The 15,605-nt window shown below is 44.0% G+C and carries 14 protein-coding genes, 1 pseudogene and 1 riboswitch; of the genes and pseudogenes, 12 read left to right on the top strand and 3 right to left on the bottom strand.

Annotation, left to right across the window (positions count from 1 at the left end; genetic code table 11):
- The 8 genes and pseudogenes from ADIS_RS23195 to ADIS_RS21115 form a co-directional block, all read left to right on the top strand.
- A pseudogene (locus ADIS_RS23195) lies at positions 1–236 on the top strand (arylsulfatase); the annotation flags it as partial.
- Between the two features lie 416 nt (positions 237–652).
- Positions 653–2,470, top strand: a complete 1,818-nt coding sequence (locus tag ADIS_RS21145; protein ID WP_010856774.1) for an arylsulfatase — start codon at positions 653–655, stop codon at positions 2,468–2,470.
- A 23-nt stretch (positions 2,471–2,493) separates the two neighbouring features.
- A complete protein-coding gene (locus ADIS_RS21140) occupies positions 2,494–4,134 on the top strand; it encodes a sulfatase-like hydrolase/transferase (RefSeq protein WP_010856773.1) in 1,641 nt (546 codons plus the stop codon).
- A 334-nt stretch (positions 4,135–4,468) separates the two neighbouring features.
- Positions 4,469–5,656 carry a sulfatase-like hydrolase/transferase gene (locus tag ADIS_RS21135; protein WP_238325475.1) on the top strand — a complete coding sequence of 396 codons (1,188 nt, stop codon included), beginning with the start codon at positions 4,469–4,471 and terminating at the stop codon, positions 5,654–5,656.
- Positions 5,604–6,074 carry a hypothetical protein gene (locus ADIS_RS23065; RefSeq protein ID WP_155907674.1) on the top strand — a complete coding sequence of 157 codons (471 nt, stop codon included), beginning with the start codon at positions 5,604–5,606 and terminating at the stop codon, positions 6,072–6,074. The genes ADIS_RS21135 and ADIS_RS23065 overlap by 53 nt, the downstream gene beginning before the upstream one ends.
- Before the next feature lie 66 nt (positions 6,075–6,140).
- A complete protein-coding gene (locus tag ADIS_RS21125) occupies positions 6,141–6,701 on the top strand; it encodes an AAA family ATPase (RefSeq protein WP_051113371.1) in 561 nt (186 codons plus the stop codon).
- A gap of 281 nt (positions 6,702–6,982) precedes the next feature.
- On the top strand, positions 6,983–7,579 hold the full coding sequence (locus ADIS_RS21120; protein ID WP_155907670.1) for a hypothetical protein: 597 nt from the start codon (positions 6,983–6,985) through the stop codon (positions 7,577–7,579).
- Between the two features lie 102 nt (positions 7,580–7,681).
- Positions 7,682–7,879, top strand: a complete 198-nt coding sequence (locus ADIS_RS21115; RefSeq protein ID WP_010856768.1) for a hypothetical protein — start codon at positions 7,682–7,684, stop codon at positions 7,877–7,879.
- Positions 7,880–7,993: 114 nt separating this feature from the next.
- Here the strand turns inward: ADIS_RS21115 and ADIS_RS21110 are convergent, their stop codons facing one another.
- Positions 7,994–8,398: a hypothetical protein gene (locus ADIS_RS21110; protein ID WP_010856767.1), complete on the bottom strand. Its 405-nt coding sequence runs from the start codon at positions 8,396–8,398 to the stop codon at positions 7,994–7,996.
- 658 nt (positions 8,399–9,056) lie between these two features.
- Here ADIS_RS21110 and ADIS_RS21095 point away from each other — a divergent pair.
- The gene (locus tag ADIS_RS21095) at positions 9,057–10,091 is read left to right on the top strand and encodes a hypothetical protein (protein ID WP_035807202.1); all 1,035 of its coding nucleotides are present in this window, start codon (positions 9,057–9,059) and stop codon (positions 10,089–10,091) included.
- A gap of 160 nt (positions 10,092–10,251) precedes the next feature.
- On the opposite strand, the gene ADIS_RS21090 is transcribed toward ADIS_RS21095, so the two are convergent.
- Together ADIS_RS21090 and ADIS_RS21085 are read right to left on the bottom strand one after the other, a co-directional pair.
- On the bottom strand, positions 10,252–10,869 hold the full coding sequence (locus ADIS_RS21090) for a response regulator (protein WP_238325474.1): 618 nt from the start codon (positions 10,867–10,869) through the stop codon (positions 10,252–10,254).
- 109 nt (positions 10,870–10,978) lie between these two features.
- Positions 10,979–12,784: a tetratricopeptide repeat-containing sensor histidine kinase gene (locus ADIS_RS21085; RefSeq protein WP_162141590.1), complete on the bottom strand. Its 1,806-nt coding sequence runs from the start codon at positions 12,782–12,784 to the stop codon at positions 10,979–10,981.
- A 302-nt stretch (positions 12,785–13,086) separates the two neighbouring features.
- Between ADIS_RS21085 and ADIS_RS21080 the strand changes: the two genes are divergently transcribed.
- The 3 genes from ADIS_RS21080 (at position 13,087) to ADIS_RS21070 (ending at position 15,601) form a co-directional block, all read left to right on the top strand.
- Positions 13,087–13,305, top strand: a complete 219-nt coding sequence (locus ADIS_RS21080; protein WP_010856761.1) for a hypothetical protein — start codon at positions 13,087–13,089, stop codon at positions 13,303–13,305.
- A complete protein-coding gene (locus ADIS_RS21075; protein ID WP_010856760.1) occupies positions 13,302–14,180 on the top strand; it encodes an endonuclease I family protein in 879 nt (292 codons plus the stop codon). The genes ADIS_RS21080 and ADIS_RS21075 overlap by 4 nt, the downstream gene beginning before the upstream one ends.
- Before the next feature lie 206 nt (positions 14,181–14,386).
- A riboswitch (SAM riboswitch) is annotated at positions 14,387–14,489 on the top strand.
- Between the two features lie 71 nt (positions 14,490–14,560).
- Positions 14,561–15,601 carry a homocysteine S-methyltransferase family protein gene (locus ADIS_RS21070; protein WP_010856759.1) on the top strand — a complete coding sequence of 347 codons (1,041 nt, stop codon included), beginning with the start codon at positions 14,561–14,563 and terminating at the stop codon, positions 15,599–15,601.
- Positions 15,602–15,605 lie beyond the last annotated feature (4 nt).

Below are 15,605 nucleotides of genomic sequence, written 5' to 3'. Positions count from 1 at the left end.
GTGGCTGGAGCGCTCCGCGTTCCAATGAGCTGACCGGGTTGCCTGTGATGCAGCTTTATAATTTGGAAAATGATCCGGCAGAAAGGCAAAATATTATTGAAAGCCATCCCGACAAAGCTCATGAATTGAAATCGCTTCTTACCGCATACATCCGAAATGGGCGAAGTACGCTTGGAACACCGCAAAAAAATGATGGGCCGGAATTTTGGGATCAACTTCAATGGATGACCGAATGAAACGAAGAGAATCATGTGATCCGTTCCCATTCCTTAACTTGGATTTTTCTAATTTTTGTTCTATCACGTCTAAGTTACTACATGAAAATAAACCAAATCCTTTACACTTAAAGGTGAATACAGCACTCAGAGTCAGTATTCATACGCTGGCTTTGAGCCACCCTCGACCACTAATTCGGATCATCCATCTGTTGGGTAGAAACTAGTTCCCAGAAACCCTGGGATAAGCTGGTAAGTCTCTTTACAGGGAAAGACCTGTCGAGTCCTACTGTTTTCCCGAAGAGGAAACGAATTGGAATCCATTTTTTTTAGTCGGCTCAATAGTGCTCAATAGGGCTAAATATTTATAAGTAGGGATAAATTTTTCCAAATTATACGATAAATTGAATTTTTTACCCCAAATACCCCCAAACACTATGATCGAACAAAAATACAAGAACAGGCTCTACTGGTACGCTTTCTTAATTACTTCCTATTTAGTTTCCACGATCTTTGTTCCTTTATTCGCCCAAAACAGGTCTGAAAAAGCCAACATCATCCTGATCATCACCGATGACCAAGGTATGGGGGATATAGGAGCGATGGGGAACCCCCTTATTAAAACGCCCCACCTGGATGCATTTTATGGGGATGCGGTGAGGTTTACAAACTATCATGTCTCTACCACCTGTGCGCCGACCAGGGGTGCGATTATGACAGGTAGACATACCAATCGTTTGAATGTTTTCCATACCATCACCGGACGATCGCTGCTTTTCGAAGATGAAGTGATCCTTCCGCAGGTTTTTGCCCAAAATGGATATACCAACGGCATGTTTGGCAAATGGCACCTGGGTGATAATTTTCCACTTCGTCCGGAAGACCGGGGATTTCATGAAGTGGTAAGGCATGGGGGAGGGGGCATTGGCCAGGGTCCGGACTATTGGGATAACGATTACTTCGATGATACCTACTGGCACAACGGCGAGCTTGAAAAGTACGAAGGCTATTGTACGGATGTGTTTTTTGCGGAGGCGATGGTGTTTATAGAAGAGAATAAGGATACACCATTTTTTGCCTACATCTCCACAAATGCACCACACGGGCCGCTAAACGTACCCAAGGAGTATATGGATGTCTACAAAGAGTACAGCGAGGATGAGCTCCCGGAGCGGTTCAAAAGATTCTATGGGATGATTACCAACATAGATGACAACTTTAAGCGGCTGGAGCAGAAACTGGAAGAGTTGGGGTTGAGGGATAATACCATCCTGATATTTACCACCGACAATGGCACTGCGGGTGGAAATGCAATTTTCGACGGTGGCTTGAGGGGCGCTAAAGGATCCGTGTACGAAGGTGGCCACCGGGTACCCCTGTTTATCCGTTGGCCGGACGGACAGCTGACAGGAGGTAGAGACATTGACAATTTGGTGGCCCACTACGATCTGCTTCCCACCTTTGTGGATCTTCTTGGATTAGATTTTAATCCTGTGAAGCCGCTTGATGGCATCAGCCTTAAACCTTTACTGACGGAAACCACCAAGTCTTGGCCCGATAGAATCATGTACGTGGATACCCAGCGACTGCAAAATCTGGTCAAGTACAAAGATTATTCCGTCATGGATGATCGATGGAGGTTGGTGAATGGCAAAGAACTGTATGACATGACGAATGATAAAATCCAGTCTAAGAATGTCATTGACCAGCACCCTTTGGTGGTGGAAAAATTAGCGTTGGGGTATGAAAAATGGTGGCAGTCCATAATGAGTGAGGGGCCAAATGAACGCTATGCGTATATAAAAGTAGGGGCAGGGAAGGAGAATCCCAGCCGAATCAATGCCCACGATATGTTGACAGGGAAGCATGGGTCGGCATGGCATCAAAACGGCGCCACTTCTGCGGCACAGGCTACCGGGCGATGGAAAATCGAATTTGTGGAAGATGGCGAATATGCCATTTCCCTGCGCAGGTTTCCACGGGAAAGTGGCCTGGCAATTAATACGGTTTTCCCTGCCGGGGAAAAAATTGTGGAGCTCGAAAGGGCGAAGATAGGCAGTGAAAAAGAAGATTTCGAACAAGCCTATGTATATGTAGCGAACTTGGAAGGAACCAAAAATATCGAAGTGGGGCAGGAAGAAGTCACTTTTACGGGCTATGTTTCCGCAGGCAAGTACGATATGGAAGCCCAGCTCATTGACTCCGAAAAAAGAGTTTATCCAGCGTACTATGTCTATATCGAGAAATTGCCTTGATAAGCCTAATCAGGAAGTCATTTATGAAGAATAGGAAAAGAGAACACCATTTGATCCTGCTTTTGCTCCTAGGGACGTTAGGTTTTTTGACAAATTGTAAAGAATTCGATCAGCAGGTCAAGAAACCAAACATTGTTGTTGTGCTGGCAGACGATATGAGGTGGGATTACTTGGGGGCGATTGGGGCCAACTCTGTTGTTCAAACTCCAAATCTGGATAAGCTGGCTGCTGAGGGAACACTTTTTCGCAATGCATTTGTCACTTCTGCCATTTGTACGCCGAGTAGAACGTCTATCCTAACAGGAATGTACGAAAGAAGGCATGGAGTCACTTTTGGATCCAATTCCGTCATGACGGAAGAAGCTTATGCCCAAACCTACCCCATGCTCCTTCGTGAAAATGGTTACTACACCGGTTGGGTGGGCAAGAATCACACGCCTGTCGGGAAAAGCGAAAAGGGACTGGGGTATAAAAGTGGCGTTATGGAGGAGTCATTCGATTATTGGCGGGCAGGGCATGGGCATCTTTCCTTTTATCCCAAGAATGTGCACGATATTTTCAAAGACGCCAGAGCGGACAATCAGATAGATATTATTCAAGAGGCAGTAGATGAATTCTTGGGTATTGACGAGGCACTGGAGACCTCCCAAAGCTTTCTGCGGACCCGTCCCACAGATCAGCCATTTTGCCTGATGATCAACTTTAACGTTCCTCATAGCAACGGTACCAACTCGATGAAACAGCTGCCGGATGACCCGGAGCTGTATCGATCGGCCTATCGTGATCAGACACATCAGATTCCCTTGCCTGCCGATTATATTGCCTATGATTCCATCCAAACCCCCAAGCTGCCGGTGCATGTTTATAACGGACAATACCTGCCAAGTTATAACTGGACGAAAACGGCAAAATCACTCAAAGAGAATCAGATTAGAACTATCCAAACCGTAACAGGCATAGATCAGGTCGTGGGGAAAATCGTGGAGGAACTTTCAAGACAGGGAATCCTTGACAATACCATCATTGTGTTTACTTCGGATCACGGACTCTTTCATGGGGAGTATGGCCTGGCCGGCAAGACCTTCCTCTACGACATAGATTTAAAAATCCCCATGATCATATATGCCCCAGGTGTACACCAAGGGAAAGTTGTGGACGAGTTAACGCTAACTATCGATATTGCGCCTACATTTCTTGATTTTGCGGGCATTGCCATACCCGCCGAAATGCAAGGAAAAAGCCTAAAACCTATCCTTGAAAATACCCATACAGATTGGAGAAGTGATTTTTTTAGCGAGAACCTCTTTATGGAGCAAAATTACCCAAGAATGGAGGCTGTCCGATCAAAGGACTGGAAGTATATTCGGTACTATAACAAAGAAAATGATCAACATCATATACTCTCATCGATAGCCCCCTTTTTGGGTGAAAAGCCCATTTATGAAGAGCTTTATGATTTGCGGAATGATCCCAATGAAAGACATAATCTTGCGAGCGATGAAGATAAGCAAGAGGTACTGGCGATGCTTAGGCGTAGATGTACCGCGTTGTTGATCGGGGCGAAAGGGGGTAACCAATTACCCAAAACATATATATCGGATTTTGAGGACAAAGAATTTAGAGATAGTGTAGCGTTGATTTATGCTGGATTGGATTTTGATTGAGGTAAGGATAGAGGATAAAGCAGGATTGGTGTTTAAATGAATGAGCTGGAATTGCCAGTGACCGAAGCCCGCTGTTAATCGCGTCGAGGTTTCGGGTTTTTCTACGGAGGCGATTCCGACATTTTTTGGTGTCAACGTTGATTTATGTGAATCCCTTAGGTAATCAGCTTCTACAACGGAGGAAAATAGTAGAAATCACGGCACTCTGGATAGGTGGTCGCAAAAGGATAAGACATTCTTGTTGGAAAACCTGAAATCCCTTTTTTTATAAAAGGGATAACTTAACGGGAATTATGCATTAACTTGAGGTTTCCACCTAAAATAACCCTAGCCAGTGATCGAAATCAAATCCAAGAAAAGACCAATTTGGTGCGCTATACTCGTCAGCGTCTTTTTGGTTTTGGTACTTTTTGTGCCAGTTTACGCCCAAAGTATCCCTGAGAAGCCCAACGTAATCCTAATAATGGCTGACGACTTGGGCTGGGGGGATGTGGGCTTTAACGGCAATTTTTACATTCAGACCCCAAACCTGGATGACATGGCCAGAAACGGTATTCAGTTCAACCGCTTCTACGCAGCCTCGGCTGTGTGTTCCCCCACACGGGGCAGTGCACTTACCGGTAGGCATCCTGAGCGGTATGGGATTACCCATGCCAATGTGGGCCATATGAAACCTGAGGAAATAACGCTTGCCGAGGCGTTGAAAGGCCAAGGCTATGCCACCGGCCATTTTGGAAAGTGGCATTTGGGAACCATGACTGTTACCGAAAAAGATGCCAACAGAGGCGGATCCGATGGAGCAAAGGATTATTCCCCACCTTGGCTAAACGGGTTTGATGTCTGCTTTTCCACAGAGTCCAAGGTGCCCACCTGGAACCCGATGGTAACCCCGGATAAAAGTGCAGGTGACATTGGAGATCGGACACCGGGGGAGCATTTTGGCACCTATTATTGGATTGGGGAAGGCCGTAAGGCCACCGATAATCTTGATGGGGACGATTCCCGGGTTATTATGGACAGGGTAATTCCCTTTATAAAAGAGGCCGCGGTTAAGGATACCCCCTTTTTTGCCGTGATTTGGTTTCATACCCCCCACCTTCCGGTGCTGGCAGGGCCTGAATACAGGGCCCTTTATCCAGACTTATCCGAAGACAAGCAACATTATTTCGGCAGTATCACTGCCATGGACGGGCAGATTGGTAGGTTGAGGGAAACCCTCCGCGAATTGGGTGTGGCGGATGATACCATGATTTGGTTTTGTAGCGATAATGGCTCGGAAGGAAGCGAACAGGCCAACCGGGCCCAAGGTTCGGCAGGCCCCTTCAAGGGGCGAAAGCGCAGTCTCTATGAAGGAGGAATACGGGTTCCTGCCGTGCTGGAGTGGCCCTCTCAAGTGCAGGGAGGCAGGAAAACGAACCTTCCCGTGTCAACAAGCGATTACTTTCCCACCATTTTGGGGGCTCTGGGCTTTGAAAATAAAGGACAGGTACATCCGTTGGACTCCAACATTTATAGAAGTTGAAAAAACTGATAAGGAAAATTCTCCCTATTCCAATATTATCTTCAAAATCAAAACGCCAAATGAAACGAAGATAAAGACCTTCAGATTAAACGAATTAAAAGAGGAGGGATTATTTAGATATCCAAAAGAATATCCCATTCATAAATTACATATGAGAAGTGGTCAAATTGAGCGAGATATCAATATGGCCTTAAAAGACATAGTTAACCTAACGTGGTTATCAATACACAGGACAAGTGGATCAAGCAGAAACAACGATGACAAAAGTTTTGAATCAACTATAGATCAGAAAATTAAAGAGAAATCAACTGACTTAGTCAAATATTTTGGTGTTTTAGATAGGCGCTACTCCTTAGAGACTGAGAAATTTCAAAAGAATATTTTTTTATCTCTAATTGAAGATGAATCTAAAGATTAAATTCTATCTATTTCAAATGAATTAGAACCAGAAAAAGAGAAAGATTCTTTAAAGTAAATATTTTTATTGTTCAAACGGAGAGAAAATGAATTTAACACAAAACTCGAAAAACATTTCAAATCATTTGAATCCGCTAAAGACGCTTTACTGAAAAAGGAAAGTGTTAACTTAAATCATTTATCATCTTTAATTGGAACTCAACGAATTCATTCAGTTGTTCAGCAGTGGAATTTATTGAATGAGAAGAAAATTAACATTAACAAACCTAAATTCACTTTTTTAGATGAAATTAATCATCTCTTTCAAAGAAAGAAAATATTCATTAATGAACGAAATGAATTACTTGTTGAAACTCAAAGTGGCAAAATATTCCCATTAATACACCTTTCGTCAGGCGAAAAGCAACTACTTATAATTCTCGGACAAAGTTTGCTTCAAGAAAACAATAGCCACGTTTATATTGCTGATGAACCTGAATTATCTCTTCACGTGGAATGGCAGGAAAAACTTGTTAGCAGTTTGAAAAATGTGAATCCAAACTCGCAAATAATATACGCAACTCATTCTCTTGACATTGTAGGAAAGTTTTATGATTCTGTAATTAAAGTTGAGGAGGCAATAAAATGAGTGCATTTACTAGAACAATAAGCGGTTCGAATAATCAACATCTATTTCACAATGTTGACTTGATTGTATTTCTTGAAGGTGGAAGTGTTTCTTACAACAAACAGGAAGTTTATGCAGGTAAGTAAAGTGCTGAAACTGAAGATATAATTTTTTGGAGGAATATATTTGGAAAATTCTTAGCCGACAAAAAAATCAAATTTAAATCAATAGGCTCCAAAAGCACAATTAAGGACATCGTAATAGATATTGTGAATGGACAGTTAAAAACTATAATGATGGCAATGGGCAACGAATTTGATGAGGTATTGAAAAAACAAACTAAACATCCTCAAGTTTTCTATAAAAATGGCTATAGTTGGGAAAATGATGTTTGGAATAAAAATGTTTTAAAAGGAGTTATACAAGAATTGTCTGCTGTTCAAATAGAGAACAATGACATTGATGTTAACCTAAACGATTTCATAGATAAAATGAAAGTTGCAGTTAATGCAGATGGTTATCTGTTCAAAAGAAATTCTTCTTATTTCCCGGGAAAAACGGGTTATATGTTTTGTGTAGAATGTGCACCGGTAGATTTGCCTCACATTAAAGAATCAGACTTAAATTCAAAATTGGTAATCAAAGGATTAAAGAAGCGTAATGTAAATGCCTTTGGTAAAAGATATAGCATTGACACATTGAAGCATTGTTATGGACATCTACTTGCGGATTATTGTTGCCAATTAATTGCACATTATCTAAGAAAAAGACACTCTCTGACAACTATTTCCAATAACATATTATACAGAATTGCTATTAACAAATTTTTTCAATTATGTTTTGAAAATGGTCAAGTTTATGAATACTATGAAAATCAATTCAAGAAAAACGAGGCATAACATTTAGCCCACTAGGGAAAAGCCCCTGCAAAAAAGCCCTGATTGATGCATTCAACTATCAGGGCTTTTTATAGATAATGTTTTTTTTTATGGAATCTATGAATGCAAGGCATTTGTCTAGTGGCTGCCTGCCCTCCGGGAGGCGGGTTGACTGACATCCTTCGGGTGAAGCGGCGGCTAGGTGGAATGGTAGACTGGTCGGTGGATTTCAGGAGCTGGTTTTTCTTGCTTTTGGCATATTTTCGGGGATTTTCCCTGCATTTGGGCACAGCATCCCCTACCCATTGGCTGGGGGGTTGATTTTCCGGCATGTTCCGGATCGAATCGTTGGTTCCTTGGATCCCGCAAGTGGATCAGGATGGTTTTTAGATTGTGTAAGTAATGGGAGTCCTTCATCTTGAGCAACCCAAAGGATTACGCCAGTACCCTGACCAAAGAAATCAGAAACAAAGCAGTCCACATCCAGCTTCGCCAGAGATTGACCCGGAGTAGTTTGTGTAGATAGCCTTTCAGGCTTTCCTCTCGATCAATGGACTCGTGGATGGGTATGGCGATGAAAAAGGTATTGATCCAAATCCCTGCTAAAAGCAATCCGTCTGCCATGAAAACCAGCGGATCAAGCAGGATTTGCCAGGCAATCAACCCGGTCTGAACAAACATCATGGGTCCCACGAAATAGAGAATCTTTTGGGTGTACAATCGATGCCAGCAAGTCAGTTTTTCCCTTGCTATTTGGTCAAAAGAAGGATAGATGATGACCTGCACCAACCATACCAAAATGAAAAGCCCTGAGTCAACCGAAAGACGAATCGCATCCATTATCCTGTATTTTTTTGGCTAGCAACATGAGGCCACAGCCCAAGCCAAATGCGCCTGCAATCCCACCCGTACCTTGCCAAATGTAGGGGTGCTCTAAAAGTGCCAATCCCGTCCATTCGAAAAAAAGTATAGGGCCAAATGACCCTCCCCCATGCTCTCCAAGGTATATTAGAAACTGCTGCCTGCATGAGGCAGGTTGCCATCCAACCGGGATGATTTTTTTCCATGTCGTAAGGACTATCCCGAAGACAAAAAGTTTGAAAATGTCCCCAAACTTTTTTGTTCATATGGCGGGAGAATGGGAAGTAGCTACGTTCCAGCCAAAGGAACCCCAAGCAGTGATCGAAATGAAGTCCAAGGACAAGCCAAACTGGCCCGCTATACTCATTGGTATAGCAATTTGGATAATGATGCAACTCTTGGCATTAGAAGGCATTGACCGCTCAATTTGCCCTTTCCTCACAGCGCTTGCTATTATTGAATACTAAAAGTGGAGGCCAGAGACCACTCTAAAAAAAGAGTGGATCTAACTTTTTTAATTAGACCTATCCGTGCCAGTGGGTATGTAAAGATGCCTGATTGAGGGGATGGTTTGGGGTTATGCTTTTACCCAATTTTGGGGAGTTTAAAGTATTTCCCCAACGAAAAAACCAAAAAAATGAACAAGATCTTACTCACCATGGCAGTGGCTATGATTACAGCCGGTCCGTTGCTCGCCCAGGATTTATTTGATGGCATAGGTGCTAAAGGAATGCACAATAAGTCATTGAAAAACCAAGAGTCCTTCTACATCCCTCAATTGCAGATTGGTTTTGAGACCTATGTAGAAACCACGCAAGTGCAGCAGGAGTCAAAGCTGAGTAACCTTCAAAACAACTTTGCGGCGCATAGCAAAGGCAAACAGTACGGTGGAAGGCAATCTGGATCTGCGCGGGTAACCACGATTTTGGAAGCAGGGATGGAGTTGGCGGATTTTCAACAGTTAGCCGATGAACTACATGGGATATTGGAGGATGAAATACGGAAGGCAGGATTCAATGTCCTGGATTTGGAAACTGTCAATAAAATGGATAGTTATCAAAAAATTCTGGAAAAATACAGTGATAAAACCGAAAAGAAACAAGGAAAGGCAAGTGATGATGACATTGGGGCCAATGCCATCAAGGTATATCCCCAAAACACCATTTTCATGTTCGATGAAAAATCACTGATGAAGGGCGGGGGTCCCGCATTTTACGGCATGATCAAGAAAGTACATGAGGAGACAAAGGCAGGGATGATTTTACAGAACATTGTCATTGACTTTGCTACGGTTGAATTGGATGTCGATGTGGATGCTGGAAGGAAAGGGAAGACCACCACGGCCGAGATGAAGGTTTTGCCAAAGATGAGCATTACGTACAATGCATTTGATTTTATCACACCGAAAGGTGGGCCATTGGGGGCTCCTGCCAGGTTAAAAAGTGACTTTGTCTCTAACAAAGAATACAATGGTAAAATTTATTCGGACAAGGCTAAAGCCGAAAGCTTGTTCAGTAAAATGTTTTCTTTGAAATCAAGACCTAATGTGGATTTTGACCCCAGGATAGTATCCATATCCAAGGAAGATTACATTGCAGCGGCAAAAGATTTATTTACCCAATACTCTCAGGAGTTTGCCAAAGCATTGGTCGTTGGGGCCAAGGGAAAGTAAGGGTGACTTACCGGACCAAAGCCGGGACCCGTGCCCGGCTTCTTTTTTACATCCATGGATGGCCTGGAAATCACGGAAAATCTGTGTTCTAAAAATCGACCGCGGAGGAATCAAAGGCTAGCGCAAATGACTCAAAGAGTCGATTTATCTGGATCTTGGGTTAGATCAAACTATTCGCATAGGCAAACTTAATTAATCCAACGAGTGAAGAAGTTTTTGTTTTCCGGAAGATGTTTTTGCGATGGGTTTCTACGGTGCGCTCAGAAATAAAAAGTGTTTCTCCGATTTCTTTGTTGGACTTTTCCTGGGCAATGAGTTTGAGTATTTCCCGCTCACGATCGGTCAGTAGACGTTCCTCATCGGGGAATCGCAAACTTTGTATGATGATGCGGTTGATATCGTTGCTCAGATAGATGCTGCCCTTTTTCACAGCCTCTATCGCTTGGAGCAATTCCCTATGCGAGTCGTTTTTCAGAACGTAACCCGCTACCCCTTCTTTGAGGATTTCTTTGACCAGGTGTGTTTCATCGTGTTGGGAGAGGACGATTATGTTGGTGTCTGGACTGATTTTTTTGACTACTCGCACTAAGGCAAGCCCATCCATTCCGGATAGATTAAAATCTGTTATCAGCAAATCTACCGAATGATGTTTGATAAAATCCAATGCTTTTTCTGCTGAATCTGCCTCGCCAATTACTTTGATACTATCTTCCTTGGCTAGTAGGCTTTTGATTCCGTCTAAAAGAATGGCATGATCGTCTACCAAAAATACATTCATGGCTTGTTTTTTTTTAGCTTGTTTAAAGATGTCGAATAGTGCGGCTTTTTTTTCCATACAGGCAAGTTAATTGATTGGATGATGCCTGTAAATCCGTACTGGTGGGTATTTATGGCCTGCCGGTAGTCGATAAAAAGCGATGTCCTGCTTCAGTTTCAAACTCTTTGATCGGGATGTCTACAATAAAAGTAGTGCCTCTTCTACCTATCGTTGAGTCTACCTCCCAGCGTGCATTTATTCGTTGAAGACGAGATTGGATATTTCTCCAACCATTGCCGGAAGCATTTTCAAGGATGCTTGGATCAAATCCTTTCCCGTCATCTTCAATAATCAGGGACAGTTCATCCTCATGGCGGGTCAGCTGTATGGATATCTTTTGGGGAGAGGCATATTTGATGGTATTATTGACCCATTCTTGGACGACTCTGTAGAGCGATATTTCCTGAAGCTCTCCAAATCGTTCCTCCATACCAAACACGCTTACTTCTATGCTGATTTTTCCGGATTGGTTCAGTCGCTGGGCAAATTCCCGTATGCCTTCTTTCAATCCAAATTGGATCAAGGTGGCAGGCATCAAATTGAAGGCAATGTTTCGGATTTCTTTATGCATCTCTGCGAGGATACCTTCGCTTTTCTCAACAACCTCCATACGCGATTCCAGTTGGCCGGAACTGTGCTGAAGCCTCGATATATTCAAGCGCAAAGCGGAAATCAACTGGCCAAACCCATCGTGTAAATCCTGTGCGAAGCGTTTTCGTTCGCTTTCTTGGGACTCCAACGCAGCATGGATATAAGCCTCTTTTATTTCGATTTCTTTTTCTTTCTGTAGGAGTAATTGTTGCTTTTTAAATCTGTTTTGATTCAAAAAGTGGATGATGGTAAGGAAAATAATCGTAAGTAAAAGGATGCTGCTGATCAAAACAATTTTGTTGAAATTGGCTTTTTGGATGATTATTTCCTGTTCTTGTTCCATGATTTGCTGGTCCTTGATTTTTCCCTGGTATTGGGCTTCCAGTTCCGAAAACATCCTCAAACGGTCTATTTGATAGATTGAGTCACGTAGTTGTTGGTACATCCCCTGATTTTCCAAAGCCAATTCGTATTGGCCAAGAGCTTTGTGGAAGTTGGATCGGTCCAGGTAGGTGTCCCGGAGCTTTTCAATGGAATTGGCAAGTTTGGCATATACCAGAGCACTGTCAAAAAAGCGAGAGGCATCCTCATGTTTTCCGAGTTGTTGGTAGACTTGTCCTAAATTGGTGAATGATGAGCTTTGATTGTAATAATTGTCCTGCTTTTTGGCTAGACGAATAGATGTCCAGAGGAATGGTTCAGCCTCTTTCAATCGATGGGTCTTCAATAGCGTGTTTCCGATATTGTTGAAAGTAAATTGGATATCAAGTGAATCGGGTAGTGGGTTTAGTTTCAAAACCTTGTAATGGTAATGTAAGGCGGAATCCGGTTTCCCCCAGTCATCAAAGTTGATGGCAATGCTGTTGAGGATATATGCTTGATGCCTGGTGTCTGCGTCTGAGGCCTGGGCTTTGAATAATCCCTCTTTCCCGTAACGAGTGCCATTTTCAAATTCCTCAAAATCATGATAAATAACGGCAATATCTGCATATTGAAACGCAAGTAAGTTGGGGTCTTTGCTCTTTTCAGCCCATTGAAGACCAAGCAAGGCGTTTCGAAGGGCTTCTTCGAATCGCCCTAAATTCAGGGCAGAACGCGAAGCTCTTCGTGCTATAAGTGCCGCCTTTTCCGGCTTTGTATCTTGGTTGGCACATTGAAAGTAATTTTTTGCGGCCTGTTTGCATGACTCAAATTCACGGGCAGCCCACAGTCGCTCAGTTTCTTCAAACCAGTAGTTGATACTGTCGCATTTCGCTTCCATCGCTGCCAGCGTGAAAGCTTGCATCGTGCTGACTGGAAGAAAAAATAGTATCCAAATCAGCATATGCTTGATTAGCCGGTGTTCTACTATTGAAAGGGCCTGCACCTAGGTTGATAATTGGGTTGATTTGCAGCTAAAAAAACAAAAAAATCATCCATTCTGCAATTTTTAACAAAGTAAATGCTGTATAGTAGAGCTTGGAGGGAATAAGTTTCTTCCGCCTGCCAATTAAATACTTGGGCCAAGTTGTGAAAACCGATTGTTAGGTCGTTAATATACAGGTGATTGAAAAATGAAGGGTTCTAAGTTTTGGCAAAAAAGAATAGGTGAAATTTTGGAACGGTATTCTGTCGAAAAAATCACCCCAAGCCCCAAACCGTAATTCGGCTACGTTCGTTGAAACAGCGTATGTCGCTGGTTGGCAAATCACCCGTTTTATGGGCGGTTTGGGAAGATGTGATGCCAATGAACCCATCATAGGTAGGTACAAGCGGCTCCGACCGGAACAGTTTATGACCCTTGAACAGATAGTGAGCAATACATGAACAAAAGGTTTTTCCTGTTTATCGCCCTGGTTTTGGCGTCTGCGTTTTTGCTGTATTGTGCAGGGACCAAGATTGAACCCGGGAAGTCGATCGGGGTACAAAAAGAGGAAAAGGGCTTCGTCACCCCAAAAGGCTTCTACCCGCCTGTGGAAAACCTGAAAGGCGAGGAATTGAAGCGAGTGCTTCACCTTACGATCAGAAACCATCGTACCTTCAGTTACCAAGAGCTCTGGAACATCCTGCCGGAACTAGACCGATGTCCTTCAAATGAGGGCAATGTGCTGTTGCTTTATACGAGAAGATCGCAGGCAGCGGCCTTTCGTGACAGAGGTACCCGGTTTCGCTACGAGGATGCTGGGTATACACTCATCGATGCCTGGAATCGCGAGCATGTATGGCCCAAATCCCACGGTTTCCCCAACCCCACGGACACTGCCTACACCGATCTGCATCACATTAGACCCACGGATAGGTCTGTCAATTCTGCCAGAAATACCCGCTCATTTCACTGGGCCGACCGCGTTTTTTTCGACAACCGGGGGGAAGTGGAGACCCTGAGTAAGATTGGCGCGGGAAGTTGGACTTGGGAGCCCCCCGATGATGTGAAGGGGGACGTAGCCCGCATGTTGTTTTATATGGCGGTACGGTACGAAGGCCCTGATTATGACCTGGAGTTGGTAGATAGCATCGTGCCGCGCCAAAACAAATCCCCTATTTTGGGCAAATTGTCGACCTTGCTGGAGTGGCACGGGCTGGATCCCGTAGACGAGATGGAGCGTGAGCGAAACGATCGGATTTACCGCGACTACCAAGGAAACCGAAACCCATTTGTCGACCATCCCGAGTGGGTAGAGTTGATCTGGGATGGAAATTAAGCTTATCTTACTTCTCGACTACCGGAATCTGCTCCGCCATGCATTTTAGGCAGATTCATTTTGTTTGCATTTGGTTGGCTAAGTGGTAGGATCGGCAATGGAGTTTTGGGGGCTCCTATTCTGTTACTTCGATACAATCTCCTGTTTTCTGATTTTTTTTGTCCAAACCTGAAATTTTTTCGCAAAATTCCTGTTACTTTTGAAATCGCTTATCAAGAAAGACGGAGGGTAGGGCCCGAAGATGTCTTAGCAACCTGAGCAAAACAAGGTGCTAATTCCCGTTCCGGAGATGCCGGAAAGAGATGAGCCGGAAATGATATCCATGTCATTTTTCCATCGGTTCTTTCTTGGTGAAGCTTAGATAAACAAACGCCAATTTCATGCAAAGAACCGATCTGCTGTTACAGCAAGCTGAGCGTAAAATTCTTATTCTGGACGGTGCCATGGGTACCATGATTCAGCGATACTCCCTTACCGAAGCGGATTTCAGAAATGCCTCCCTGGCTGATGTGTCCAAACCCCTCAAGGGGAACAATGATTTGCTGTCCATTACCCGGCCCGATATCATTAAGGAGATACACGAGGCCTATTTGGCGGTTGGTTCCGACATCATAGAAACCAACACCTTTAGCAGCACATCCATTGCGCAGGCAGATTATGGACTAGAACACTTGGCCTATTCACTCAATGTAGAAGCCGCCAAGGTAGCTGTGGAAGCCGCTGCTCATTATTCTGCCTTGACGCCGGATCAGCCGCGGTTTGTAGCAGGAGCGATAGGGCCCACCAATCGAACGGCAAGCCTCTCCCCGGATGTGAATGATCCCGGATACCGGGCCATTACCTTTGACCAATTGGTGGAAGCATACGCGGAGCAGGTAAATGGCCTCTTGGATGGGGGGGTGGATATTTTATTGATCGAAACCGTTTTTGACACCTTGAATGCAAAGGCGGCCCTTTTTGGCATTCAGGAAGTATTTGAACAAAGGGGAATACCCCTGGCACCGTCGGAGGGAGGGATTCCCATCATGGTGTCCGGAACCATCACCGATGCTTCCGGTCGAACCTTATCCGGGCAGACTACCGAGGCTTTTCTCATTTCGATTTCCCATGTGCCGTTGTTCAGTGTGGGCTTGAATTGTGCACTTGGTGCCAAGGAATTACGTCCGTACCTTCGGGTATTGGCCGAGGAGGCGCCCTTTCTGGTGAGTGTTTATCCCAACGCGGGTCTTCCCAATGAATTTGGTGCCTATGATCAGGGACCCCAGGAAATGAAAGAGCAGATAGAGGAATTCCTCGATCAAAACTGGGTTAATATTCTTGGCGGGTGTTGTGGCACTACGCCCGATCATATCAAACTGATTGCCGAAACAGCGGGAAGTTACGCTCCCAGAAAGGTGGTTTTGCAGGAGACTGAAGAATAGGAAT

This window comes from Lunatimonas lonarensis, assembly GCF_000390185.1.
Classification (GTDB): domain Bacteria; phylum Bacteroidota; class Bacteroidia; order Cytophagales; family Cyclobacteriaceae; genus Lunatimonas; species Lunatimonas lonarensis.
This window is presented reverse-complemented; position numbering and strand designations above follow the sequence as displayed.

Bases quoted from the DNA above. Each gene is read 5' to 3' on its own strand.
- ADIS_RS21140 (WP_010856773.1), top strand. From the start codon at position 2,494: ATGAAGAATAGGAAAAGAGAACACCATTTGATCCTGCTTTTGCTCCTA.
- ADIS_RS21090 (WP_238325474.1), bottom strand. From the start codon at position 10,869: ATGAATGTATTTTTGGTAGACGATCATGCCATTCTTTTAGACGGAATC.
- ADIS_RS21095 (WP_035807202.1), top strand. From the start codon at position 9,057: ATGAACAAGATCTTACTCACCATGGCAGTGGCTATGATTACAGCCGGT.
- ADIS_RS21145 (WP_010856774.1), top strand. From the start codon at position 653: ATGATCGAACAAAAATACAAGAACAGGCTCTACTGGTACGCTTTCTTA.
- ADIS_RS21070 (WP_010856759.1), top strand. From the start codon at position 14,561: ATGCAAAGAACCGATCTGCTGTTACAGCAAGCTGAGCGTAAAATTCTT.
- ADIS_RS21115 (WP_010856768.1), top strand. From the start codon at position 7,682: ATGCAAGGCATTTGTCTAGTGGCTGCCTGCCCTCCGGGAGGCGGGTTG.
- ADIS_RS21075 (WP_010856760.1), top strand. From the start codon at position 13,302: ATGAACAAAAGGTTTTTCCTGTTTATCGCCCTGGTTTTGGCGTCTGCG.
- ADIS_RS21085 (WP_162141590.1), bottom strand. From the start codon at position 12,784: ATGCAAGCTTTCACGCTGGCAGCGATGGAAGCGAAATGCGACAGTATC.
- ADIS_RS21120 (WP_155907670.1), top strand. From the start codon at position 6,983: ATGGGCAACGAATTTGATGAGGTATTGAAAAAACAAACTAAACATCCT.
- ADIS_RS21110 (WP_010856767.1), bottom strand. From the start codon at position 8,398: ATGGATGCGATTCGTCTTTCGGTTGACTCAGGGCTTTTCATTTTGGTA.